This window comes from Sphingosinicella sp. YJ22, assembly GCF_011320075.1.
In the GTDB taxonomy this organism is placed as follows: Bacteria; Pseudomonadota; Alphaproteobacteria; order Sphingomonadales; family Sphingomonadaceae; genus Allosphingosinicella.
The window spans coordinates 1-23,495 of record NZ_JAANPA010000016.1; the positions used below are offsets into that span (position 1 = coordinate 1).

22 protein-coding genes are annotated in these 23,495 nt (G+C 67.0%); 12 read left to right on the forward strand and 10 right to left on the reverse strand.

Features of this window, described 5'->3' with window-relative positions:
* From G7B71_RS07410 to wrbA, 3 genes are all read right to left on the reverse strand, one after another.
* The coding region (locus tag G7B71_RS07410) for a TonB-dependent receptor plug domain-containing protein (protein WP_166039450.1) at positions 1-2,009 on the reverse strand (2,009 nt) is incomplete at its 3' end.
* A 144-nt stretch (positions 2,010-2,153) separates the two neighbouring features.
* Positions 2,154-2,843 (reverse strand): TIGR02117 family protein, encoded by a 690-nt coding sequence (locus G7B71_RS07415; protein WP_166039452.1) that lies wholly within the window; start codon positions 2,841-2,843, stop codon positions 2,154-2,156.
* Between the two features lie 109 nt (positions 2,844-2,952).
* Complete coding sequence (gene wrbA / locus G7B71_RS07420; protein ID WP_166039454.1) at positions 2,953-3,552, reverse strand: NAD(P)H:quinone oxidoreductase; 600 nt, start codon at positions 3,550-3,552, stop codon at positions 2,953-2,955.
* A gap of 120 nt (positions 3,553-3,672) precedes the next feature.
* Here wrbA and G7B71_RS07425 point away from each other — a divergent pair, with 120 nt between their 5' ends.
* Together G7B71_RS07425 and G7B71_RS07430 are read left to right on the forward strand one after the other, a co-directional pair.
* Positions 3,673-4,341 (forward strand): VTT domain-containing protein, encoded by a 669-nt coding sequence (locus tag G7B71_RS07425; protein ID WP_166039456.1) that lies wholly within the window; start codon positions 3,673-3,675, stop codon positions 4,339-4,341.
* Positions 4,342-4,351: 10 nt separating this feature from the next.
* Entirely contained in the window at positions 4,352-4,732 is a 381-nt protein-coding gene (locus G7B71_RS07430; RefSeq protein WP_166039458.1) for a PaaI family thioesterase, read from the forward strand.
* On the opposite strand, the gene G7B71_RS07435 is transcribed toward G7B71_RS07430, so the two are convergent.
* From G7B71_RS07435 to G7B71_RS07450, 4 genes are read right to left on the reverse strand one after another with little or no spacing between them, the layout of a single operon-like run.
* Positions 4,729-6,036 (reverse strand): amidohydrolase, encoded by a 1,308-nt coding sequence (locus G7B71_RS07435; RefSeq protein ID WP_166039460.1) that lies wholly within the window; start codon positions 6,034-6,036, stop codon positions 4,729-4,731. The genes G7B71_RS07430 and G7B71_RS07435 overlap by 4 nt on opposite strands.
* Positions 6,037-6,072: 36 nt before the next feature.
* A complete protein-coding gene (locus G7B71_RS07440; protein ID WP_166039462.1) occupies positions 6,073-7,206 on the reverse strand; it encodes an acyl-CoA dehydrogenase family protein in 1,134 nt (377 codons plus the stop codon).
* A 4-nt stretch (positions 7,207-7,210) separates the two neighbouring features.
* Positions 7,211-8,374 (reverse strand): acyl-CoA dehydrogenase family protein, encoded by a 1,164-nt coding sequence (locus G7B71_RS07445; protein ID WP_166039464.1) that lies wholly within the window; start codon positions 8,372-8,374, stop codon positions 7,211-7,213.
* A 59-nt stretch (positions 8,375-8,433) separates the two neighbouring features.
* Positions 8,434-9,189, reverse strand: a complete 756-nt coding sequence (locus G7B71_RS07450) for a surface-adhesin E family protein (protein ID WP_347708444.1) — start codon at positions 9,187-9,189, stop codon at positions 8,434-8,436.
* 146 nt (positions 9,190-9,335) lie between these two features.
* On the opposite strand from G7B71_RS07450, the gene G7B71_RS07455 reads away from it, so the two are divergent.
* The 7 genes from G7B71_RS07455 to G7B71_RS07485 all read left to right on the forward strand — a co-directional run bounded on the left by G7B71_RS07455 (position 9,336) and on the right by G7B71_RS07485 (position 17,946).
* Positions 9,336-10,592, forward strand: coding sequence for an acyl-CoA dehydrogenase family protein (locus G7B71_RS07455; RefSeq protein WP_166039468.1), 1,257 nt, complete (start codon positions 9,336-9,338; stop codon positions 10,590-10,592).
* Positions 10,589-11,362 carry an SDR family oxidoreductase gene (locus tag G7B71_RS07460; protein WP_166039470.1) on the forward strand — a complete coding sequence of 258 codons (774 nt, stop codon included), beginning with the start codon at positions 10,589-10,591 and terminating at the stop codon, positions 11,360-11,362. Before G7B71_RS07455 ends, G7B71_RS07460 begins: the two co-directional genes overlap by 4 nt.
* A complete protein-coding gene (locus tag G7B71_RS07465) occupies positions 11,359-12,150 on the forward strand; it encodes an SDR family oxidoreductase (RefSeq protein ID WP_166039472.1) in 792 nt (263 codons plus the stop codon). Before G7B71_RS07460 ends, G7B71_RS07465 begins: the two co-directional genes overlap by 4 nt.
* 15 nt (positions 12,151-12,165) lie before the next feature.
* Positions 12,166-14,232, forward strand: coding sequence for a 3-hydroxyacyl-CoA dehydrogenase NAD-binding domain-containing protein (locus tag G7B71_RS07470; protein ID WP_166039474.1), 2,067 nt, complete (start codon positions 12,166-12,168; stop codon positions 14,230-14,232).
* Between the two features lie 220 nt (positions 14,233-14,452).
* A complete protein-coding gene (locus G7B71_RS07475; RefSeq protein WP_166039476.1) occupies positions 14,453-15,142 on the forward strand; it encodes a hypothetical protein in 690 nt (229 codons plus the stop codon).
* A 1,059-nt stretch (positions 15,143-16,201) separates the two neighbouring features.
* Positions 16,202-16,558, forward strand: a complete 357-nt coding sequence (locus G7B71_RS07480) for a bleomycin resistance protein (protein WP_166039478.1) — start codon at positions 16,202-16,204, stop codon at positions 16,556-16,558.
* Positions 16,559-16,869: 311 nt separating this feature from the next.
* Positions 16,870-17,946, forward strand: coding sequence for a hypothetical protein (locus tag G7B71_RS07485; RefSeq protein WP_166039480.1), 1,077 nt, complete (start codon positions 16,870-16,872; stop codon positions 17,944-17,946).
* On the opposite strand, the gene G7B71_RS07490 is transcribed toward G7B71_RS07485, so the two are convergent.
* On the reverse strand, positions 17,917-18,426 hold the full coding sequence (locus G7B71_RS07490; protein ID WP_166039482.1) for an RNA polymerase sigma factor: 510 nt from the start codon (positions 18,424-18,426) through the stop codon (positions 17,917-17,919). The two genes, G7B71_RS07485 and G7B71_RS07490, sit on opposite strands and share 30 nt — an antisense overlap.
* Before the next feature lie 41 nt (positions 18,427-18,467).
* On the reverse strand, positions 18,468-18,767 hold the full coding sequence (locus G7B71_RS07495) for a hypothetical protein (RefSeq protein ID WP_166039484.1): 300 nt from the start codon (positions 18,765-18,767) through the stop codon (positions 18,468-18,470).
* Positions 18,768-19,151: 384 nt separating this feature from the next.
* Here G7B71_RS07495 and G7B71_RS07500 point away from each other — a divergent pair, with 384 nt between their 5' ends.
* Entirely contained in the window at positions 19,152-19,331 is a 180-nt protein-coding gene (locus tag G7B71_RS07500) for a type II toxin-antitoxin system HicA family toxin (protein ID WP_166039486.1), read from the forward strand.
* A 71-nt stretch (positions 19,332-19,402) separates the two neighbouring features.
* Positions 19,403-19,849: a type II toxin-antitoxin system HicB family antitoxin gene (locus G7B71_RS07505; protein WP_166039488.1), complete on the forward strand. Its 447-nt coding sequence runs from the start codon at positions 19,403-19,405 to the stop codon at positions 19,847-19,849.
* 190 nt (positions 19,850-20,039) lie between these two features.
* Here G7B71_RS07505 and G7B71_RS07510 read toward each other — a convergent pair whose 3' ends face one another.
* On the reverse strand, positions 20,040-21,404 hold the full coding sequence (locus tag G7B71_RS07510) for a hypothetical protein (RefSeq protein ID WP_166039489.1): 1,365 nt from the start codon (positions 21,402-21,404) through the stop codon (positions 20,040-20,042).
* Positions 21,405-21,630: 226 nt separating this feature from the next.
* Between G7B71_RS07510 and G7B71_RS07515 the strand changes: the two genes are divergently transcribed.
* A complete protein-coding gene (locus G7B71_RS07515; RefSeq protein ID WP_207774736.1) occupies positions 21,631-23,409 on the forward strand; it encodes a bifunctional metallophosphatase/5'-nucleotidase in 1,779 nt (592 codons plus the stop codon).
* Positions 23,410-23,495: the final 86 nt, after the last annotated feature.

A 23,495-nucleotide genomic window follows, 5' to 3' on the forward strand; every position in this document is an offset into this window, starting at 1 on the left:
TGAAGCAGCCAGGTGAGGAACAGGCCGAGCTGGATTGGGCCCTGGCCGCCACCGCCGCCAAAGCGGCCGCCGCCACCGAATCCGCCGCGCCCGCCGCCGCCCGGCCCGCGCGGACCCCGGCCGGCACGCTCGCCGCCCTCGCCGCCTTGCCGGCCTTCGCCCCGGGCGCCGCCGCCAAACGGCCCCTGCCGCCGTTGCGGCTGCGGGCCCCAGGGGGTGGAGAAGTCGACGCCCCAGCGGACCTCGCGCCGCTCGGCGCGGGCGAAGTTGATCGGCCGCGTGTCGAGGCTGATCAGGCGGCCGTCCGCATCGCGCACGAAGCGCTCGGGGAATGCCGCTTCCACTTCCGCCGTGGCGGCGGGGAATTCGCTGATCGGGTTGTCGATGACGCTGTCGACATAATTGGCGCGGAACGACAGGTCGGGGTTGCCCTGCAGCGGCCGCCAGTTGACGCCGAGGTTGATTACCCGGCGGCTGTCGGCGTTGAGGTTCGGATTGCCGCCGTCGATTCGGGTGATGTCGACGCTCTCGCCGCGCACGAAGTCGAACACGCGGCTGTTGGGCGTGGCGATCACCGGGTCGCCGAGCTGGGTGATGCTCGGCGCGCCTTCCTCGTGGGTGACCGAGCCGATCAGGCTCAGCGTGCCGGTCGGCCGCCAGTTGAAGCCGTAGCCGAGCGTGGTGAGCGTGCCGAAGTCCGAAAGCTCCTCGGCGCCGACATTGACGTTGACCGACAGGTCACCGATCGCGTCGAGCACCTCGGCGCGGCGGCTGGCGATCGGAATATCGAAGCTCGCCTGGCCGTCGAGCCGCTCGCGCGACAGCGATGTCTCCTGGAAGGTGCCGGCGCGGGTCGACTGGCTGTCGAAGGTGCGCAGCTCGCCGCCGAGCCGGATGCTGGCGTTGACGCGGCCGGCCGGCAGGCTGACCACCGGACCGTTGAGCACCAACTGCGCGTCCGCCGACTGGTTGACGGACTCGGCGACGTCGGGCGCGGCGCCGGCGAGCCGCTCGGTTTCGCTGTCATTCTCGACCCGGTCGTAATTGGCGGTGAAGTTCCACCGCCACGGCGCGATGTCGCCGTTGAGGCCGAGGCCGAGATGGTTGTTCCAGGTCTCGCCCTGGCGGGTCAGCGGCGTCCGGCTGTCGGGATCGTTGGACGGCAGGCCGAGCAGGCTGTCGCTGCGCGAATGGGTGAAGCGCGCGTCCACCGTCGCCGCGGCGTTTCCGAACAGGTTGCGGCTGTGCGTGCCGTTGAGCTGGATGCTCTCGCTCTCGCCGAGCAAGGTGCGGAAGTCGCCCAGGTCGGTGGCGTTGCCCTCGATCGCCTGGATGATGTCGCGCTCGCTTTCGAGCAGCGCCGCCTGGCTTTGATATTCGATGCCGAGCTGGGTGCGGGTCGGGCCGGCGATCTGGAGATAGTCGAGATCGGCCTCGGCGACGCCGCGGCCGCCGGCGGTCGCCATGCCGCCTTCGAGCTCGACCGTGGTCGCGTCGAAGCGGCGGCGAAGCACCAGGTTCACGACTCGCTGGTCGGCGCGGTAGCCGTAGCGAAGCGCCACTTCCTCGGGGAAGATCTCGACCCGCGCGATCGCCTCGGGCGGGATGTCGCGCACCTCGGAGAAGCTTGAGATGCGCCGGCCGTTGACCAGCACCACGGGGCGGCCTCCGCCGCGGCCGCGGCCGCTACCGGTCTGCGGGGCGAGCGCGTCGAGCAGCTCGTTGACGTTGCTCGCGCCATAGGAGCGGATCTCGGCCGGGTTCAGGGTGACCTCGGCCGGAATGTCGCCGAGCACCGAGCCGCGCGGGCGCTGGCCGGTGACGACGATCTCGTTCTCGCTGTCCTCCTCGAAGACGAGGTCGGTTTCATCCTCTGCCTCGGGCTGGGCAGCCGCGGCCTCGGCCGGGATCTCCTCGGGCACGGGCGCCGGCGCGGCCGCTTCCTGGGCGAAAGCGGCGGTCGGGACGGAGCAAAGCAAAGCGGCGATCAGTGGACGGGAAAAAGACACGAGGAACCCTTTTTACGATCCGGCTCCCCTGACGCCGGCACTTCATGTGAGCGCCGCGGTAAATCCGCTTTGTCTCAAAAGTATCCCCGGGACGTGGAAATTGGTCGCCTCGCCCGGCGACGGGGCCGGTTCAGCGCGCCGGAATCACGGCAGGCGCCACATCACGCTCTGCTCGATCGGGGTCCACAGGCCCATGCGCACACCCGCCGCACGCAGCGCCCGGCCGGTCCATTCGTTGCACGTCATGATCGCGCTGTAGCCGCCATTGGCCTCGTAGAAGGCATCGTTGCTGTTGTAGCCGCGGCCAGGGACCGGGATCGTCCGCCCCTGCGCGTCGAGTTGGAAGCGCGGCCGGATATAGTCGACCAGTCGGCGATATTCCTCGGCGGTCAGGGTGATCGCCTTCTGCTCGCTGCCCTCGCGCGGATCCTGGAGGTGATCGACATGGACCAGGGTGCTGCCGAGCCCGGTCGCGGCGTTGAACGCGGTCGCCAGCGACAGCTCGGCCCAGCTCGGCGTGTTGAGGTAGAAGTCGCGGTGGCCGTAGCCGACGATGATGTAATTGCCGCGCGCCGGCACGCGCAGATGCTCGGCCGGAACATAGGGCCGCCAGTCCATCAATTCGTTGACCAGCGGCATTCCGATGCCGGTATGGACGCCGTTGGTGTTGACAAACACCGTCACCCCGCGGTCGGCCTCGCGCCACCCCCAATTGGCCGGGATGAGGCCGAGCACGACCAGCGCGACGAAGTAGAGCAAAGGGATCGCGACCAGCACCAGCAACGTGCGGCGCAGGATGCGGAGCGATGTCCTGATGGCAGCAGCGCGGTTCACGCGCCCCTCTTATGTCATTCCCGCGAAAGCGGGAATCCAGCTTCCTTTCTGCACTATCGGTGCCGGAAGGCGCTGGATTCCCGCTTTCGCGGGGATGACAGCAGGACGGTTAGCCGAACAGCTTGTTGGCAACCTCGGCGACCAGCCGGCCCTGGGTGCGGGCGCCGTCGAGCTCGTTGTCGCTCGGCTGGCGCGATCCGTCGCTGCCGGCGATGGTGGTGATTCCGTAGGGCGACCCGCCGGTCACTTCGTGAAGGATCATCTGCCCGCCCCAGCTATAGGGCAGGCCGACCAGCACCATTCCGAAATGGAAGAGGTTGGTGTGGATCGCCATCAGCGTCGTCTCCTGCCCGCCATGCTGGGTGGCGGTGGAGGTGAAGGCGCTGCCGACCTTGCCGTTGAGGGCGCCGCGCGCCCACAGGCCGCCGGTCTGGTCGAGGAAGTTCGCCATCTGCGACGCCATCCGTCCGTAGCGCGTGCCGACTCCGATGATGATCGCGTCGTAGCCCTCGAGCTCGTCGACGGTCGCGACCGGCGCCGCCTGGTCCATCTTGTAGCCTGAGCTCTTCGCGACCTCGTCCGGGACCAGCTCCGGCACCCGCTTGATGTCGACGGTGGCGCCGGTGGCGCGCGCGCCCTCGGCGACGGCCTCCGCCATCCGCTCGATACGGCCGTAGGACGAATAATAGAGGACGAGGATGCGGCTCACGATGGTCTCCAATCGATGGGGGTGCGACGCCGAAGCGCCTTCGACAAATGGGCGAAACCGCTTAAGGGTCCCGGCAACATGTCCCCGCGTGGCCGGAAACTGGCTCTTTTTGCCTTACCTGTGTTGGTGCTCGCCGCGATCCTGCTCGTGTGGTTGAGCGGCGACCTGCTGACGCTCGGCGAATTGAAGCGGCGGCAGCTGGAGCTTCAGGCGGTGATCCGAGCGCAGCCGGTGGCCTTCACCGCGGGCTTCCTGCTGATGTTCGGAATCGTCGCGGCGGTGATGCCAGGCGCCGCCGTCCTGAAGGTCGCCGCCGGCGCCCTGTTCGGCCTGTGGGGCGGAATGGCGGTCGCGCTCGGCGGGACCCTGCTCGGCGCGGTGATCGGCTTCCTCGCCTCGCGCTATCTGATGCGCCACTGGGTCGAGCACCGTTTCGAGCGCCAGGCGGCGGTCATCAATCGCGGGCTGGAGCGCGACGGCATCGTCTATCTGCTCGCTTTGCGCTTCAACCCGCTCATCCCCTTCTTCCTGATCAATTTCGCGATGGGGCTGACTCGGATGCGCGCGACGACCTTCACCCTGGTGAGCCTGGTCGGCCTGCTCCCGGCGAGCTTCGTCTACGCCATCGCCGGGACCGAGCTGGCGCGGATCGAGCAGCCGTCGGACATCCTGTCGGCGCGGCTGATCGCGTCGCTCGTGCTGTTGAGCGTGATGCCGATCGCCGGCCGTTGGCTGTCGAGGCGGCTCGGCGGCCGGCGCGGCGTTGCCGATCCGCTGGAGCAGGCATAGGGGCGTGGCGATGACCCTGCCGCCCTATGCCCACACATTGTCGATCAGCGTCGAGGACGGCGCCGACGGCGAGCGCCGCTACCGCATGCCGTTCGGCGACAACGTCCTCGGCCGCCCCGGCTACCTCCATGGCGGCGCCATTTCCGGCCTTCTGGAGCTCGCCGCGATCGGCACCGCGATCCGGGCGATCGACGACGAGGCGGCGACGGTGAAGCCGATCAACATGACGGTGAGCTTCATGCGCGGCGGCACCGATCGGGACACCTATGCGAGCGCTACCGTCACCCGGCTCGGCAACCGGGTCGTCAATGTCGAGGCCCATGCCTGGCAGGACGACCCCGCCCGCCCGATCGCCTCCGCCCAGCTCAACCTGCTCGTTCGGCGGGGCTAGCCGCGCGGCATCAGCGCTTCGGCGGCGACGACCATCGCCTCCACACCGGCCGTCACCGACGGCTCGGGCTGGATCCGGAACAGCGGCGAATGGTGGCCGGCCGCGGTCGCTAGCTCCGCCGGCGCCGTGCCGCCGACGCCCATATAGACGCCCCTCACCCCGGTGTCGGGCGTGACGAAATAGGCGAAGTCCTCCGCGCCCATGCCGGTCCGCGGCATCTCGAACAACCGGTCGGCGCCCATCCGCTCAGCGATCGCGTCGCGCACCCGGCGCGCCGTCGCGGGGTCGTTGATCGTCGGCGGAGTCGTCTCGGTCGGCGACGGGGTCACCACCGGCAGCCGGCCCTCCGGCACGCCGTGCGCCAGGGCGGTGCCGCGCGCCACGCGGGCGATGTCGGCGAGCAGCTCGTCGCGCACCGCCTGGTTGTCGGACCGCACCGTCAAAGCGAGGTCGACATGCTCGGGGATGATGTTGGCCTTCACCCCGCCATGGATCATTCCGACGGTGACCACCGCGCCTTCGAGCGGGTTGATGCTCCGGCTGACGATCGACTGGAGCGACACCACGATCTGCGAGGCGACCAGCACCGGGTCGATTCCGAGATGCGGGTAGGCGCCATGCGTGCCGACGCCGTTGACCCGGATCGTCACCGTGTCGGAGCTCGACGCGACGATCGTGTCGGCGACCTCGATCCGGCCCGCCGGCCCCTGCGCGTCGACATGGAAGGCGAGCGCGTAATCGGGCTTGGGGAAGCGGGTGTAGAGGCCGTCCTGGATCATCGCCCGCGCGCCGGAGATGGTCTCCTCCGCCGGCTGCGCGATCAGCACCAGGGTGCCCGACCAGTTGGCCCGTCGCGCCCGCATCTGCCGTGCCGTGCCGACCAGGGCGGTGATGTGGACGTCGTGGCCGCAGGCGTGCATGACCGGCTGCTCGACTCCGGCCATGTCAGTCTGGCGCACCGTCGACGCGTTGGCGAGTCCCGAGCGCTCCTGAAGCGGCAGGCCGTCCATGTCGGCGCGCATCAGCACGGTAGGGCCAGCACCGTTGCGCATCACCGCGACGACTCCGGTGCCGCCCACACCGGTGGTCACGTCATAGCCGAGCAGGCGCAGCTCCTGCGCCATCCGCGCCGCGGTGCGGGTCTCGCGTCCGGACAGCTCCGGGTTGCGGTGGAAATGATCGAACAGCTCGGCGAGATTCTCGCGATAATCCTCGGCCACTGCGGTGCGGAGGTCGTTCTGCTGGGCCTGGATCGGAGCGGCGAAAGCGGCAAGGCTCGCAGCCGCCAACAGCAACTTCTTCATGACACCCCCTGTCTTCAATCTCTCGTCGCGAGGCTATCAGTATCCCGACAGCTGCGCCACGCGCTCGGCGTGATAATTGGCGTCGCCCCACAGCTCGTTGAGCGCGCGGTCGCGCTTCATGAACAGGCCGATGTCGTGCTCGTCGGTCATGCCGATGCCGCCATGCATCTGCACGCCTTCCTGAACCGCGAGAGTGGCGGTGCGCCCGGCCTTGGCCTTGGCGACCGAGACCATGAGCTCGGCCTTGGAATCGCCCTCGTCGAGCAGCTGCTGCGCCTTGAGAGTCGCTGCGCGCGCGATCTCGATCTCCGAATAGAGATGCGCCGCGCGGTGCTGGAGCGCCTGGAACTCGCCGATCGGCCGGCCGAACTGGGTGCGCTGCTTCAGATAATCGACGGTCATGTCCATCGCGCCCGAGGCGACGCCGACCTGTTCTGCCGCGATGCCGGTGCGTCCGGCGTCAAGCAGGCGGGTGAGCACCGCCCAGCCCTGGTCGACCTCGCCGACGACCGCGTCGGCGTCGACCTCGACATTCTCGAAGGTCAGCCGCGCCGCCATCGAGCTGTCGGCCAATCGCTCGGACGCCGCGCCGAATCCGCTCGCTTCCTTGTCGACTGCGAACAGGGTGAGGCCGTCGGTCTCGCCGGCCGATCCGCCGGTGCGGGCGGCGACGAGGATCACGTCGGCCGAGCCGCCCTGGACGACGAAGCTCTTGGCGCCATTGAGGCGGAAGCCGTTGCCCGAGCGCTCGGCGCGCATCGCCGTCGCTTCCGGACGGTGCTTGCGGCCTTCGTCGATCGCCACCGCGGCCACAATGTCGCCGCTGAGGATGCCCGGCAGCCAGCGCTCGCGCGCGGCGCTGCCCTTCACGCCCTCGACGAAGGCGACCGCGCTGACCAGGAAGGGCGACGGCGTCAGATTGCGGCCGATCTCCTCGAGCACGATCCCCGCCTCGACATGGCCGAGGCCGAGACCTCCGTCAGCCTCCGGCACCAGTATCCCGGTGAAGCCCATCTCGGCGAACTGCTTCCACAGCCCGTGCCCGAACCCGTCCTTGCAGCCACGGTCGCGCCAGTGCCTGAGCTGCGCCTTGATCGAACCCTGCTCGGCCATGAACTCGCGCGCCGTGTCGCGAAGCATCGCCTGGTCGTCGGTGAGGTACAGCGGCATGCGATCAGGTCCCCGGCAGGTTCAATATGCGCTTGGCGACGATTCCGAGCTGGATTTCGCTGGTGCCGCCCTCGATCGAATTGGCCTTGGTGCGCAGCCACTCGCGCGCGGCCTTGCCGCCCTTCGACCGCTCGCTTTCCCACTCCAGCGCGGAGGCGCCGCCGGCCGCCATGACCAGCTCGTGGCGGCGCTTGTTCAGCTCGGTCCCGGCATATTTCATCATGCTCGGCTGGGCGGGATGCGCCCGCCCCGCCTTCAGCTCGTCGATGAAGCGCTCGCTCATCGCCCGGAAGGCGATGGCGTCGACGTCGAAGCGGGCGACGTCGGTGCGCAGCATCGGCTCGTCGGCGAGGAGGTCGCGGAGCGCGGTCCCAAGCGCCTCGCTTGAGCCGCCCGACAAGCCCATTCCGCTGATCATCTCGCGCTCGTGGCCGAGCAGATATTTCGCGACGTCCCAGCCCTTGTTGAGCTCGCCGACGAGCTGGTCCTTGGGCACCTTCACATCGTCGAAGAAGGTCTCGCAGAAGGGCGAGGAGCCGGAGATGAGCAGGATCGGCTTGGTCGAGACGCCCTCGCTCGCCATGTCGAACAGCAGGAAGCTGATGCCGCCATGCTTCGATTCTTTCGAGGTGCGGACGAGGCAGAAGATCCAGTCGGCCTTGTCGGCATAGGAGGTCCACACCTTCTGACCGTTGACCAGGAAATGATCGCCCTTGTCCTCCGCTGAAGTCTGAAGCCCTGCGAGGTCGGAGCCCGCGCCCGGCTCCGAATAGCCCTGGCACCAGCGGATCTCGCCGCGCGCGATCTCGGGAAGAAAGCGCCTCTTCTGCTCCTCGTTGCCGTATTTCAGCAAAGCCGGGCCGAGCATCGAGATGCCGAAGCTCATCAGCGGATTGCGCGCGCCGATCCGCGCCATTTCCTGCTTGAGGATCTTGGTCTCGGCGGGGGAGAGGCCGCCGCCGCCATATTCGCGCGGCCAATCGGGCACGGTCCAGCCGCGCTCGGCCATCGCGTCCATCCAGCGTTTCTGCGCGTCGTTCTTGAAGGTGGGATTGCGGCCGCCCCAGCAATAGTCGCTCTCGTCGCGCATCGGCTCGCGCATCTCGGCCGGGCAGTTCGCCTCCAGCCACGCGCGAGTTTCGCTCCGGAACGCCTCCAGGTCCGCCATTCCGCTTCTCCTTTACGTAAACGTCAACTGCCGCGCCTGCGCAACGGAGTCAACGCCACCTAAGTGCAGAGCGACAGGAACGCGATCTCGGTGACGGTGCCGCCCTCGACCTCGGTCGGCGGCGCGACATCGGACGTGTAATCGCGCGAGTCGACGATCGCGCCGGCCTCGTCGTAGCGCCGCCAAGCGAGCGGCGCATACATGCGGTTCGAGCAGTCGAGGCGCAGGCGATAGGAGTTGAGGGTCTGCTGGCCGGTTTCCGGATCGGTCATTCGGAACCAGGCGATTCGCGCGCTGCCGTCGCGCTGGACCGAGGTCGCGTCGACCGCGATCGACTGGCCCGACGGCGCGGCGCCGAGATTGAGCCAGGTCGGCGCGCTGTCCGCGGCCGGCGCCTCGGTCGTCGGCACCGCGACCGTGGCGGTGGCCGCGGGCGCACCGGGCTGGGCCGCTGCGACCGCGACCGGATTGAAGTCGATCGAACAGCTCGCGAGCGCGTTGCGCAGCGCGGTCGGGATCGCCCGCTCGCGCGCGCCGTCGGCGACGATCAGGATGTCGCGCGGGGTGATGCCCGAGGGGTTGGACAGGCCGCGCCGGAGCGCGCTCGCCCGCATCTCGAAGGCGCGCATGGCCCCATGGTCGAGGCGCCGGGCGAGATCGCGGCTGACGCAGCTCGTCTGGTCCGGCGAGAAGCCGTAGCGGGCGAGCTGCGGGGCAATGATCTGCTCCTCGTCGATGAAGCGGTCGGCGATATAGCCGGACGCGCAGCCGGCAAGGCCGAGCGCGGCGATCGTGGCGAACAGGGTTACGCGCATGGACAAGACAGGTCCTCCCGGGCCGCTGGTTATCAACAGCCCCGCGCGATTGCCACGGCGAAATCCCCGCCCCTTGCGTCCCCCGCCCTGGCGCGATAGCCGCAAATGGCGGGTTTACGTGAACGTAAAGCAGCGGGAGCGAGACGGTGGACTTTTCCCTTACGGAACGCGAGGCGCACTACCGCGACCGGGTCCGCGACTTCGTCGAGACTCGGATTCGCCCGCGGAAAGCGGACTATAAGAAGCAGCTCGCAACCGGCGACCGCTGGCAGCCGATCGAGGTGATCGAGGAGCTGAAGCCGCTCGCGAAACAGGCGGGCCTGTGGAACCTGTTCATGCCGCCCGGCCAGGCGCTCCGCCATGTCGACGAGAGCTTCCAGTTCGAGGGCACCCAGCTCACCAATCTCGAATATGCCTTGTGCGCCGAGGAGATGGGCCGAATCCTTTGGTCGGCCGAGGTGTTCAACTGCTCCGCGCCCGACACCGGCAATATGGAGGTGCTCCACCGCTACGGAACGCGCGAGCAGAAGGAGAAGTGGCTGAAGCCGCTCATGAACGGCGAGATCCGCTCCGCCTTCCTGATGACCGAGCCCGCGGTCGCCTCGTCCGACGCGACCAACATCCAGTGCGAGATCCGCCGCGACGGCGACGACTATGTCATCAACGGCCGCAAATGGTGGTCCTCCGGCGCCGGCGATCCGCGCTGCAAGGTCGCGATCCTGATGGGCAAGACCGACCCCGAAGGCCCGCGCCACCAGCAGCAGTCGATGATCCTGGTGCCGATCGACGCCCCCGGAATCACCGTCGAGCGGGCGCTCACCGTGTTCGGCTATGACGACGCGCCGCACGGCCACATGGAAATTGAGCTGAAGGATGTTCGAGTCCCCGCCGAGAACCTCCTTCTCGGCGAGGGCCGCGGCTTCGAGATCGCGCAGGGCCGGCTCGGCCCCGGCCGGATCCACCATTGCATGCGCACCGTCGGCGCCGCCGAGGAAGCGATCGCCGCGATGGCGCGCCGCCTCCAGAGCCGGGTCGCCTTCGGCAAGCCGCTCTCCTCGCACAGCGTCTGGGAGCAGCGCATCGCCGCCGCGCGCATCGACATCGAGGCATCCCGCCTGCTCTGCCTCAAGGCCGCCGACATAATGGACAAGGCCGGCAACAAGGCCGCAGCCCAAGAGATCGCGATGATCAAGATCCACGCCCCCAACATGGCGCTCAGGATCATCGACGACGCGATCCAGGCCCATGGCGGCGCGGGCGTCAGCCAGGATTTCGACCTCGCCTCGAGCTGGGCCGGAATCCGCACCCTCCGCCTCGCCGACGGCCCCGACGAGGTCCACGCCCGCGCCATCGCCAAAATGGAATATGCCCGCCATGCGGCAGAGCCGGGGGAAGGCAGATGAACCTGTTCGACCTCACCGGCAAAGTCGCCATCATCACCGGCTCCTCGCGCGGCATCGGCCGGGCGATCGCCGAGGCGATGGCGGATCAGGGCGCCAGGGTGGTGATCTCCAGCCGCAAGGCCGAGGCCTGCGCCGAGGCCGCCGACGCGATCAATGCCAAACACCCGGGCGCGGCGATCGTCGTCCCCGCCAACATTTCGTCGAAGGACGACCTGCAGAACCTGGTCGACGAGACCCGCCGCCAGCTCGGCCGAATCGACATCCTCGTCTGCAACGCCGCGTCCAATCCCTATTACGGCCCGATGGCCGGGATCAGCGACGACCAGTTCCGCAAGATTCTGGAGAACAACGTCATCGCCAATCACTGGCTGATCTCGATGGTCGCTCCGGAGATGGTCGAGCGGAAGGACGGCTCGATCATCATCGTCAGCTCGATCGGAGGCCTCACCAGCTCGACCGTGATCGGCGCCTACAACATCTCCAAGGCCGCGGACTTCCAGCTCGCCCGCAACCTCGCCGCCGAGTTCGGCCCGTCGGGCGTCCGCGTGAACTGCATCGCCCCCGGCCTCGTCCGGACCGATTTCGCCCGCGCCCTGTGGGAGAATCCCGACACGCTGAAGGCGGTCACCCGCCACACGCCGCTTCGCCGGATCGGCGAGCCGCACGAGATCGCCGGCGCCGCGGTGTTCCTCGCCTCCCCGGCCTCAACCTTCATGACCGGCCAGACGATCGTCGTCGACGGCGGCAGCACCACGGGAGCGGGACTATGAGCGGCAGGCTCGAAGGCAAGGTCGCCATCATCACCGGCGCCGGCTCCGGAATCGGCCGCGCGACCGCCAAATTGTTCGCGGACGAGGGCGCGAAGGTCATCGCCGCCGATCTCGACAATGCCGACGAGACCGCGGCCGAGATCGGCGCGGCCGCCCGCGGCTACACCGCCGACGCCGCCGAGGAGGACAGCGTCCGCCGCCTCGTCCGCCAGGCGCAGGAGCATTTCGGCGGGCTCGACATCTTCTTCGCCAATGCCGGCATCTCGGGCGGCCTCAAGGGCATCTTCGACCAGACCCCCGAGGACTGGCAGGAGATATTGCGCGTCAACCTCATCGGCCCGTGGCTCGCGGTGAAGCATGCCGCGCCGGTGATGAAGGAGCGCGGCGGCGGCTCGATCATCTGCACCGCGTCCGTCGCGGGCCTGCGCGCCGGCGCCGGCGGCCCCGCTTATTCGGCGTCGAAGGCCGGCGTGATCAGCCTGATCGAGACGGCCTGCGCCCAGCTCGTCGGCTCGAACATCCGGGTCAACGCCATCTGTCCGGGCCTCATCGAGACAGGAATGACCGCACCGATCTACGACTGGGCGAAGCAGGCGGGCACGTCGGACAAGATCGGCCAGCTGAACCCGCTCCAGCGCGGCGGCGAACCGGTCGAGATCGCCCGCGCCGCCCTGTTCCTCGCGACCGAGGAGAGCAGCTACGTCAACGGCCACGCCTTGGTGGTCGACGGCGGCCTCTCCGCCTCCCACCCCTGCCGCCGCCTCGCTTATGGCGCGACCGCTTTCTGACCTGAGGATTCGAACATGAGCCCGATCACCACCACCCGCCACGGCGACGTCCTGATCATCACCTCCAACAACCCGCCGGTGAACGCGCTCGGCCACGCGGTGCGCGAGGGCATCGTCAAGGGCATCGAGGAAGCGGACCGCGACGACGCGGTGAAGGCGGTCGTCATCATCGCGGAAGGGCAGACCTTCTTCGCCGGCGCCGACATCAGCGAGTTCGGAACGCCCAAGTCGTTCGAATATCCCGCGCTCCCGCAGGTCGTCGACATCATCGAGAATTGCACCAAGCCGGTCGTCGCGGCGATCCACGGCACCGCGTTCGGCGGCGGCCTCGAGGTCGCGCTCGCCTCCCATTACCGGGTGGCCGTCCCGTCGGCGAAGCTCGGCGTTCCGGAAGTGAAGCTCGGCCTGCTGCCGGGCGCCGGCGGCACCCAGCGGCTGCCGCGAGTTGCCGGCGTCAAGAAGGCCCTCGAAATGGCCGCGACCGGCAACCCGATCGGCGCGAAGGAGGCATATGAATGCGGGCTTCTCGACAAGCTCATCGAAGGCGACCTGCTCCAGCATGCCGTCGCCTTCGCCGAGGACGTGAAGGACGCGCGGCCGCTGCCCAGGTCGAGCGAGCGCGACGAGAAGCTTGCAGAGGCGCGCGACAATCCCGCCCTGTTCGACGAGTTCCGCGCGGCCAACGCCCGCAAGTTCCGCGGCTTCGACGCGCCGGAATACAACATCCGCGCGATCCAGACGGCGGCCGAGAAGCCCTATGCCGAGGGCGTGCTCGAAGAGCGCAAGCTGTTCCTCGAGCTGATGAGCGGCACCCAGGCGCGCGCCCAGCAATATTTCTTCTTCGCCGAGCGCAAGGCCTCGAAGATCGACGGTGTCCCCGAGGGCACCCGCCCGCGCGACATCCGCAAGGTCGGCGTGATCGGCGCCGGCACGATGGGCGGCGGAATCTCGATGAACTTCCTCAGCGCCGGAATTCCGGTCACCATCGTCGAGATGCAGCAGGAAGCGCTCGACCGCGGCACCGGCGTGATGCTGAAGAACTACCAGGCGACCGCGTCCAAGGGGAAGATGACCGCCGAGCAGGTCGGCCAGGCGATGGGCCTGCTCACACCCACCCTCAAGCTCGAAGACCTCGCCGACTGCGACCTCATCATCGAGGCGGTGTTCGAGAATATGGAAGTGAAGAAGGACATCTTCGGCAAGCTGGACAAGATCGCCAAGCCGGGCGCGATCCTCGCCTCCAACACGTCGTACCTGAACATCGACGAGATCGCCGCGGCGACCTCGCGGCCCCAGGACGTCGTCGGCCTCCACTTCTTCTCGCCGGCCAACGTCATGAAGCTGCTCGAGGTGGTGCGCGGCGCCAAGACCGCGCCCGACGTGCTCGTCACCGCGATGCAGCTCGCCAAGAAGATCCGCAAGGTCGCGGTGGTGGCGGGCGTCTGCTACGGCTTCATCGGCAACCGAATGCTGATCCCACGCCAGGTCGAGGCGACCAAGCTCCTTCTCGAAGGCGCCACCCCGGCCCAGATCGACAAGGTCCATGTCGACTTCGGGATGCCGATGGGCCCGTTCCAGATGGCCGACCTCGCCGGGGTCGACATCGGCTGGCACCGCGACCCCAGCCGAATCGAGAACATCCGCGACGCGCTCTGCGCCGTCGACCGCTGGGGCCAGAAGAAGGGCGCCGGCTTCTACGATTATGACGAGAAGCGCCGCCCCTCACCGTCGCCCAAGGTCCAGGAGATCATCGAGGATTTCCGCGCCAAGGCGGGCGTCCAGCCGCGCGAGATCAGCGACCAGGAGATCATCGAACGCACCCTCTACACCATGGTCAACGAGGGCGCCCTGATCCTCGAAGGCGGCTTCGCCCAGCGCGCCAGCGACATCGATGTGGTGTGGGTCTACGGCTATGGCTGGCCGGTCTATCGCGGCGGCCCGATGTTCTGGGCCGACACCGAGGGCCTCCCCAGGATCGTCGAAGGCCTCAAGCGCCAACAGGGCCGCCTCGGCCCCGACTTCAAGTTGTCGAAGCTCCTTGCCGACAAGGCCGAGGCCGGCGAGAAAATCTCGAAGGCGTGAGCGCGAGGAGATCGTCACCCCGAACTTGATCCGGGGTCCACCTTCTTCAAGCGGTGAATGGAAGGCAGGTGGATGCCGGATCAAGCCCGGCATGACGATCGGAGGGTTTCCGCAGCTCGGCGCGGCCGCTTTCGACCCGTTGCGGACCGTTGCGCAGTCCCTCATCATGCGGCGGATGTGGGCAAATTAGGCGAGCGGTGAGATGGTAGCAGTCCTTATATTGGCGATACTGGGCCTCGGTGATCCTCCCGAGACGCTGCCGATAGACGCGGCGATGGCGGAGTTGGAGGCAGCATTTTCGCGCCTAAGGGACTACCAGGCCGAGGCCGAAGAAGACATTGCCCGCTTGGGCCCGGTCGAACCAGGCTGGGCTACTTCAGGCACGTCGGCGGCCGCGGTGATCGAGGGGGCGAATGGCAGCGTTTTGCAGCACGTGCTCGGGGAATGGGAGAAGGGTGGCCATGGCGTGACCGTCGCTGGCGATCACCCTCTCAATGTGCCCACCGGGTGGAACCGCTACATCGTGCGAGCCTATTCAGGGCCGATCGATCACCATGCTTATTTTAGGATCAGCCCCGACCTCGTGATCCACACTTACGGAAGTGGTACCCGCATCGGCAACGCCATCTGCCGATCTACGCAGGGGGTTGAATTGGTCTCTCGAGAACTGTGGCGCAGCTGGTCGCCTGAAACCAGGGTCATGGCGTTCGGTATGGCTCGCGCAACGCGAGATGATCGCCATACTTACTGTTCGGTTTTCCGCGGTAGCGGAGACGGGCAATATATCCACCTAACCTACACGCCGGAGGGCCGGCCCTTCCTCCTGCCCCTCGAGGAACCACAACCGTTGGTGATCACCGAACGCGCGGATGCCGCTGCGAGAATCTTCACCCCGATCACTCAAGAATGACCGCTTTCCAACCATTCCAGTCACTCCACAGAGCGCCCGCTTTCGACCCATTGCGGACCTCGTACCAAGCGCTATCAACTCATCATGCCCGGCAATCGTCGAACCAGTGGAATCAAGTCGTCGTTCTTGATGGCAGCACTCATGTGTCTCGCGTCTTGCCTCGCTGCTGACGAAGATGACCGAACGCTCCGGCAGAACGAGATCGCAAGTTTTCGGCTGGCAGATGTTCGGTTGCCGCCTAGTGCGGCTAATGTGCGCGTCTTCACCTCGCACTTCGTAGACACTCACCTCTTTATGACTTTCGAGAGTAAGGAGAGCGAGGCACGACGTTTCGCAACTGAGATTTTGCGAGCACCTCCGACACAAGGGGGCAGCGGGCCAAGTAACGGAGGCGACCGGGCCCCAAGTTGGTGGGAGCCCAGCCCGACCCTAAATTCCGACGCTGGACAGTGGGAGAGCGTCGAGCGGCAGATGAACGTCAAGCTACTGCTGGTCCCCTCGACAGGTCGAGCGACCGTATGGCTGGAAGCCGGTTTCGATTGAAGCCGCCTACGCCCGCCTTCCACCAGTTACCCGGGGCGGGCGTCAGCTTACGACCCATTGCAGACATTGACGCGTGCTCTGGAAGGATGCGACTTGCAACGGGTGAGCCTCACGCAGCTGATTGACGTCTCCTGGGAGTGCACTGGTGGTCGCCGCCCACATCCGGCTGCACTGGTCCATCTGGAGCATCTTCACACCTACCGGGACAGCACGTTCGACGTTCACCGCTGCCAGACCTGCGGGACATCTTATTGGTGCGCACAGTCCGAGGTCAGCGACTGGGGCTCTGGCGGCGGAGACTATTACAACGTGCTGAGACGCTGGCTGCCCTTGAATGAAGACGAGCTCGACGCGGCGCGGTCGGACCCACAATTCCGGCCGCGCTCTAACCTTGAGCACCGTGAGAGCTCGGGGTGGCGGCGGGAAGGCTGAGCGCGCCGACGAACGTCCGCTTGAATCGGCAACCCATTGCGGACGTTCGCCCTCGGCTACATGAGGGGGACGAGGGGACGCCCGATGGATCACGCCACACCTAACCTGCCGTCGAAGGATTTCGAGGTCACGTCCCGCTTTTACACGCAGCTGGGCTTCGAGCGGGGCTGGCGGGATGATGGCTGGATGATCCTGAAGCGTGGCGGCTTGACCTTGGAGTTCTTCCCCCACCCGGACCTGAACCCGTCGGAAAGCTGGTTCAGCTGCTGCTTGCGGCTCGACGATCTGGCCGCCTTCTATTCGACCTGCCTGGAGGTCGGGGTGCCAGAACGGTGTTGGGGTCACCCCCGCCTCCAACCGCCGCAGCAAGAAGATAGCGGTCTCACAATCGCAGCCCTGATCGATCCAGACGGAACGCTCGTGCGCCTGATACAGAACTGACCTCAGCGTCTGCTTTCTACCCATCGCGGACGTCGCAGCCAGGCGGATGCCGGATCGAGCCCGGTGGCCCATCCTGGCAGGCTGGGTGCCGACATTCGTCCATTGCGGAAACGGATGTGCACCGTGATTTAACCTGCGAGGTGCAGGAGAGCGACGGTGAAGACGGTCTCGCTCCGAACATTCGTGCTCTCCGTCGGCGTGCCGGTCGCGCCCGTGGATCGGCTTCGACTCCTCCTACGCTGCCACGCATTAATGTGACGACAAACGGCCGGCAGCTCGGGGAACGTCGGGTCATCGCAAGGTAGATTGGCATGAACCAGCTCGAGGTTTCCAATGACACGTCGGTGCTTGAAGTGCCTGCGGCCCTGGATGGAAAAGGCAGGCTCACGGATGATTGCGTCCGAAAAGCGCTGACGGTCATGGATGCTCACGGGCTGGTTGTTTTGACCGATCTGCTGTCGGAGGAACAGGCGGATGTCGGCGCGGAGCTGATACGCCAAACCATCGACGATCCGGATCGCAAACGCGGCGCCTTCGCCAGCGAGACGGACAATCACTATATGCGCCGCGACTTTTGCTCCCTGCCTTCGACGCCGCTCGTAACGAGCTTCGCTGCCGGATTGTGCCAGCGCCTCGAGGGGATTCTCGCCAGATATTGCGACCGGTCACATCCGCTTCTCGAAGTCACGACACTGACCAGCTATCTCGGTTCATCGCATCAATATATTCACCGAGACCCAGGCGGCGTGATCAGCATCTTTGCTGCGGTGGAAGATGTATCGGAGCAACAGGGCGGGACGGTGTTCGTCCCAAGTACACATATGTACGACGGCGCCGAGAGGAAGCATAGCGGTAACGCCTATGCGTTGATGGAGCTGTTTCGAATTAGATGCAACTGTCGCATCCTCGTCTATAATCTGAAAAAACTATGGCGCATGCGGAAAGACAGAGCCGCGCCTCTGGCACCTGGCGAATTTCTTGACCGGGTGTTTTCGAGCAAGTGGGATGAGCATCAGCCAAATCTGCTGCGCTTTGTGTTAGGAAAGAATTCCCAATTCAGTCTTCGCATGCTCAGTCCGCGCACGTTGTGGAAGCTTTATCGCCACCGCAAGGCCCTCGGCAGTCTGTTTCACCTGGTACAGACGGCGCCGCGGAAGGGCACGGTCATTCTCTATCTGAGCGATTTGCTCCACGCAGGCCCCGACAACCGGTCGCCACATCCTCGGCGACTCTTCAGCATGAGCATCGCACGGGACAGTATCGAACCTAAGCGCTGGCATGCCGGCTATTCGCCACACCCCACATTGACTGAGCGTCCCATCTTCTATGGCGACCTTCTGGATTCTCCCCTGAGCGCGTCACGCGGACACCGCGCCCCGCTCCCTTAGCCGCGCAAGCCCATAGGCCAGCCGCGACTTGACGGTGCCGAGCGGCACTTCGAGCGCCTCGCTGATCTCGGCCAGCCGCATCTCCTCGAGGAAGTGGAGGCGAAGCACGATCTGCGCTCCGGCCGGAAGCTCGTCCAGGCGCTCGGTCCACAGCGGCGGCGGCCCGCCCGCATCCTCGGGCGCGGCATGGTCCAGGGTCTCGACGGCGATCCCGTCGTCGAACAATTGCCGGTCCCGCCCGCGCCGCCGCGCCACGCGCAGGCTCTCGCGGGTGGTGATCCGGTAGGCCCAGGCGCGGAACCAGCGCGGGTCGCGAAGGGACTTCAGGCGCCGCGCCACCAGCAGCAGGCTCGCCTGAAGCGCGTCCAGCGCGAGGTCTGGATCGCCGACGATCGTGCAGGCATGGCGGTAGAGCGGCGCCTGCACGTCGCGGAGCAGCCGGTCGAGCGCCCGCCGGTCGCCGCTCTGCGCCAGCGCCACCCGAAGTGCCAGCGCCGCCGCGTCGGGGGCGGCGGGCGCGCTCAGCGCCGCTCGTCCCGCAGCGCCTCGATCACCGCCAGCACCCGCGCCGTCGAGCGGGTGACGTGGCCGGCGAGCGCGACCATGCACAGCACCAGGATGAAGTAGCTGAGGATGAAGATCACGAACAACAGCACCTGGGTGCGGTCGCCCCAGTCGACCAGCAGAATGCACGCCGCCAGCATCGCCAGCTCCAGCACGGCCCCCGCGCTCATCGCAACATTGAACATGCGGTCGCCGCTCTCCATGCGGTCGAGCACATGCCCCCGCGCCTGGTCGAGCCTGTCATTACCATCGGCCATCGAACCCTCCCTCGCTTGATCCTGCCCCAAAGAGGCCGGCGGCAACGCAAAAGGTTCGGTTCGGCGGCGGAAATATACGCCGCTGTGACGACGCTGCTGCCCCGCTCCCCGGAGAGCCGTGCGAGGCCGCGAGCGAGGCGCGATTTGACCGTGCCAATCGGCGCTTCGAGCACTCCGGCGATCTCGGCACATCTCCGCCACGAATGGAAACGCGGCCTGACCGTCGCACTCCCAGGGAGTCATCGTGCCGGAGCGGGCGTCCACCCGGCGTCTCCTCGGGCGCGGCATGGTCGAAAGCCCCTAACCGCCCGCCGCCAAGAAAAATAGACACATCTGTCGCCTTTGACATTGTCATTATGGACATAAATGTCTATAAGGACGGCGGTGAACAGCAGTCAGTTCCGCCGCTTCCTCGCCAAGCAGGGCTGCACCTTTGAGCCCGGCAAGGGCGGCCACCTGATCGTTCGCCGTGCGGGGAAAATGTCGGTCCTTCCTCAGCACGGCGGCAAGAAGCAGCTCGGGACCGGCCTCGTGAACAAGATCAAGAAGGATTTGGGGCTATAGGAGGCAGCCCCATCGGTAACGGAATCCCGGCCCTCGCCCCCAGGGCCAATGTAACGAGGTTCAGCCCCCCGATGAACTATCCAGTCGAACTCATCCCGGACGACAATCACACTGTCATGGTCACCTTTATCGACTTTCCCGAAGCGGTCAGCTTCGGTGAGGACGAGGCCGATGCGCTCGCCAATGCGGTCGACGCATTGGAGACCATCATCTCGGCCTACATCGCCGATCGAAAGGATGTACCCGGCCCTTCTCCGGCGCGCGGTCGCCCCGCGGTGTCCCCTACCTTGCTCGGTGCACTGAAGCTCGAGGTGTATCGTGCGATGCGCGCTCGCGCCTGGCGCAAGGCTGACCTGGCGCGCGCCATGGGTCTCAATCCCCGGCAGATCGACCGTCTGCTCGATCTTCGTCATGCCAGCACCGTGGCGCAGCTGGAGCAGGCCCTGTCGGTCTGCGGCCGAGCGGTCGAGGTGACCTCCCGTAAGCTTGAGGCGGCTCAAACGCTGCGCGGCCGGTGAGCTTCCCCTCGCTTCGTAGACCTCCACAGCCTCGAGTCCGCGCCCGTCGAGGCGGTCCCTGCCACTCGCCGTGGAAAGCTCCCTCTTTTGGTGCTTCCTTTAAGAGGGCACCAGCAACGAGAAAGTTCTGTTCGGCGGCAGAATGTTCGGCGGGTGCACCCGACTCCCAGGAGAGCCGGGCGCCGCCGTGTCAGATCAGCAGCGGGTCGACGTGGACGACCACTTCGTTGGACGCGACCAGCAGGCCGCTATCGGCATCGAACGCGCTCAGCCGGATGTTGAACGTGCCTTCGCCGAACGCATAGGGCTGCACCCCCGGCGCGACCGGGTCGGTGTCGATGAACGTCCGGTAGAAGGCGTAGTTGGACGAATTCTGGAAGGTCGAGCCGAGGCCGGTGTCGGTGTCGAGCGGATTGGCCGACGAATAGACCGTCAGCCACGACACGCCCGCGCCCGGGTCCACGTCGATCTCGACCGTGTAGGTGAAGTCGTCGTCCGGGCTGAAGTCGGTCGCGGCGAAGTCGAAATTCCATTCGGCGCGGTTGGGATTGCCGGGCTGCGCCCCGTCGAGGACGCGATAATGGGCGACGCCGTTCGCGTCGATCGTGCCTTCCGGATACTCGTCGCCGCCGCGGTGCTTGATCTTGAGCGCGAGCTCGACTCCGGCCCCCTCGTGGCGGACGACGTTCCAGTCGTCGACCGTGTTGCCGTCGCCATAATACATCTCGCTGCCGTCGCGGGCGAGCGGATCGACCAGCGCGTTGTAGCTTCGGTCGAGATAGTCCGGCCGGTCCCAGCCCTTGTCGTAATCGAACGCCCGGACATTGTCGTGGCGCGGGCCGCCGACCTGGCTCTCCAACCCCTCGTAGAGCAGCCGCGCCTCATAGTCGTCGGGGATGAGGTCGAGCAGCTCGGCCTTGAGGACGGGGTCGCCGCCGAAGCGGGCGTTGATCGCTCCGATGGTGAGGTTGCCGAGCAGATTGTCGTGCATCGACTGCTCGCGCTGGGGAATGCCGTTGGCGTTGGTGTCCGCGGCGAACTTGGCGGTGACGTCGGTGAACGGGTCGCCGCCCCCCTCGATATAGGAGACATATTCGACGCCGAGCCGGACGAAGGTCTCGTTCAATGCGACGTTGAACGGATTGCCGCCGGCGACATAGGCGTCGTCGAGATAGTCCCACAGGGTCTTGAACGTGTCGGCCTGGCTGCCGTTGATGACCAGGTTGGCGACCGTCCACTCGATCCCGTTGGTGGTGATCAAATGGCCGATCAGGCTGTCGAGGTTGAGGTTGATCTCGAACGGCCCGCCGGGGCCCGCTTCGGTGAAGGTCACGCCGTTGATATGGATCGGGCTGCCCAGCGTCGCTCCGGGCGCGAAGCTGAACGACGTGATCGACGCATAGTCGGCGGGCTTGAGGACCGTCGCCTTGCCACCGTCCAGCTTGATCTGGACGTTGCCCGACGGAAGATAGTCGATCGTGTAGACGCCGCCCTGCGTGAAGTGCAGGTTGCCGTTCGACAGGATGACGGTCGCTTTCGACGCAGGTCTGCTCATGCTGATCCCCCCTGTGAGCGTCTGGTGCCGCTATGGAAGCGCACAGGCACGGCTCGCCAGACCCCGACTCGACCGCGCGTGGACAGGAGGCGGCATTGGGTCGGATCGCTCCGGGAGAGTCAAGGCGGCGTTAACCATGACTTGTCCCGCATCGGCAATCGGGGGTGACAGGAGCCGGGTCGCTATGCCACGCGCTGCCCGAGAGATTCGAGGGGTGAGGCGAAAGATGCGGGCAAGGCTGGCGGCGATTGGATTGGTGGCGCTGCTCGGCGGCTGCGCAACGGTGCCGGTCGAGCGCACGCCGGCCGGCCCGGCGGTGGCGCCGGTGCGGATCAATCTCATCGCCTTCAACGATTTCCACGGCAATCTGCAGCCGCCGCGTCAGGCGATCGCCGCTCCGGGCGCCGCGGGCTCCGACGTTCAGGTTCCGGCCGGAGGCGCGGCCTATCTCGCCACGGCGATCCGCACGCTGCGCGAGTCCAACCCGAACAGCCTGGTCGTGTCGGCCGGCGACCTGATCAGCGCCTCGCCGCTGGTCTCGGCGCTGTTCCTCGACGAGCCGACCATCCATGCGATGAACCTGATCGGCCTCGACTATAACGCGGTCGGCAACCACGAATTCGACCGCGGCCGCGCCGAGCTGCTGCGCATCGCCAAAGGCGGCTGCGAGAGGAATACCCAGCGCGAGCCGTGCGCGCTCGACCCCGATTTCCCCGGCGCCCGCTTCACCTATCTCGCCGCCAACGTCATCACCGAGACCGGCCAGCCCTTGCTCCCCGCTTATGGCATCCGCACCTTCGGCAGCGGCGCCGGCGAGGTGAAGGTCGCGCTGATCGGCATGACCCTGGAGGGCACGCCCGCGGTGGTCACTCCGACCGGAATCGCCGGCCTCAGCTTCCGCGACGAGGCCGACACGGTCAACGCGCTCATCCCCCGGCTCGAGGCCGAGGGCGCCGACGTCATCGTCGTGCTCGTCCATGAAGGCGCGACCACCGACGCCGGCTACAACGCCCGGACCTGCGAGGGCCTTCGCGGCGACCTGCTGCCGATCCTGTCGCGCCTGTCGCCAAAGGTCGACGTGGTCGTCTCCGGCCACACCCACGCCGCCTATATCTGCGACCATGGCGAGATCGACCCCGAGCGGCGCTTCCTGCTGACCAGCGCCGGCCAGTATGGCACCCTGCTCACCCACATCCGCCTCGACGTCGACCCGGCGACCGGCACCGTGGTGTCGCGCCAGGCCGACAATCTCATCGTCCAGGGCGAGGGCTTCTCGAGCTCGCGCGGCACCGTCGCCACCACCGATCTCTACCCGCTTTACGCCGCCGATCCCGAGGTCGCCGCACTCGTCGCCCGCTACGCCGCCGCCGCCGAGCCGCGCGCCGCGCGCGTCGTCGGCCAGCTCAGCGGCCCCGCCACCCACAACCGCTCCGGGGTCGGCGAGACCATCCTCGGCAACCTCATCGCCGACGCCCAGCTCGCTGCGACCCGATCGCCGGAGCATGGCGGCGCCCAGATCGCCTTCATGAACCCCGGCGGGGTGCGCGCCGAGATCGTCCCCGCCGCCAATGGCGACGTCACCTTCGGCCAGCTCTTCGCCACCCAGCCGTTCGGCAACATGCTCGTCGTCAAGAGCTTCACCGGCGCCCAGATCAAGGCGCTGCTCGAGCAGCAATGGGCGAGCGGCCCCAACAGCCCGGCCCAGCCGATGGTGCTGATGCCGTCCGCCGGCTTCACTTATTCCTACGACCTCAGCCGCCCCGCCGGCCAGCGCATCGTCGAGGCCAGCCTTGACGGCCAGCCGCTGCGCGACGAGCAAATCTACCGGGTTACGATGAACGGCTTCCTCGCCAGCGGCGGCGACAGCTTCACCATCTTCAAGGACGGCACCGACCAGCTCGGCGGCCCGCAGGACATCGACGCCCTGGAGGCCTATATCGCCGCCAACCGCCCGCTGGCCCTCCCCGCCACCAACCGCATCCGCAATTTGACGCCGCAGCCCTAGATCACAACGCCACCACCCGCGGTGCCCGCTCCGTCGTGCCCGCCGCGGCTATGTGACTCCCCGTCCGCCTGAGTCCGTCGAAGAAA

Excerpts from the sequence above, each read along its gene's own strand:
- G7B71_RS07430 (WP_166039458.1), top strand. The coding sequence starts at position 4,352 with ATGACCCTGCCGCCCTATGCCCACACATTGTCGATCAGCGTCGAGGAC.
- G7B71_RS07435 (WP_166039460.1), bottom strand. The coding sequence starts at position 6,036 with ATGAAGAAGTTGCTGTTGGCGGCTGCGAGCCTTGCCGCTTTCGCCGCT.
- G7B71_RS07440 (WP_166039462.1), bottom strand. The coding sequence starts at position 7,206 with ATGCCGCTGTACCTCACCGACGACCAGGCGATGCTTCGCGACACGGCG.
- G7B71_RS07445 (WP_166039464.1), bottom strand. The coding sequence starts at position 8,374 with ATGGCGGACCTGGAGGCGTTCCGGAGCGAAACTCGCGCGTGGCTGGAG.
- G7B71_RS07450 (WP_347708444.1), bottom strand. The coding sequence starts at position 9,189 with ATGCGCGTAACCCTGTTCGCCACGATCGCCGCGCTCGGCCTTGCCGGC.
- G7B71_RS07460 (WP_166039470.1), top strand. The coding sequence starts at position 10,589 with ATGAACCTGTTCGACCTCACCGGCAAAGTCGCCATCATCACCGGCTCC.
- G7B71_RS07465 (WP_166039472.1), top strand. The coding sequence starts at position 11,359 with ATGAGCGGCAGGCTCGAAGGCAAGGTCGCCATCATCACCGGCGCCGGC.
- G7B71_RS07470 (WP_166039474.1), top strand. The coding sequence starts at position 12,166 with ATGAGCCCGATCACCACCACCCGCCACGGCGACGTCCTGATCATCACC.
- G7B71_RS07480 (WP_166039478.1), top strand. The coding sequence starts at position 16,202 with ATGGATCACGCCACACCTAACCTGCCGTCGAAGGATTTCGAGGTCACG.
- G7B71_RS07485 (WP_166039480.1), top strand. The coding sequence starts at position 16,870 with ATGAACCAGCTCGAGGTTTCCAATGACACGTCGGTGCTTGAAGTGCCT.
- G7B71_RS07495 (WP_166039484.1), bottom strand. The coding sequence starts at position 18,767 with ATGGCCGATGGTAATGACAGGCTCGACCAGGCGCGGGGGCATGTGCTC.
- G7B71_RS07505 (WP_166039488.1), top strand. The coding sequence starts at position 19,403 with ATGAACTATCCAGTCGAACTCATCCCGGACGACAATCACACTGTCATG.
- G7B71_RS07510 (WP_166039489.1), bottom strand. The coding sequence starts at position 21,404 with ATGAGCAGACCTGCGTCGAAAGCGACCGTCATCCTGTCGAACGGCAAC.
- G7B71_RS07515 (WP_207774736.1), top strand. The coding sequence starts at position 21,631 with ATGCGGGCAAGGCTGGCGGCGATTGGATTGGTGGCGCTGCTCGGCGGC.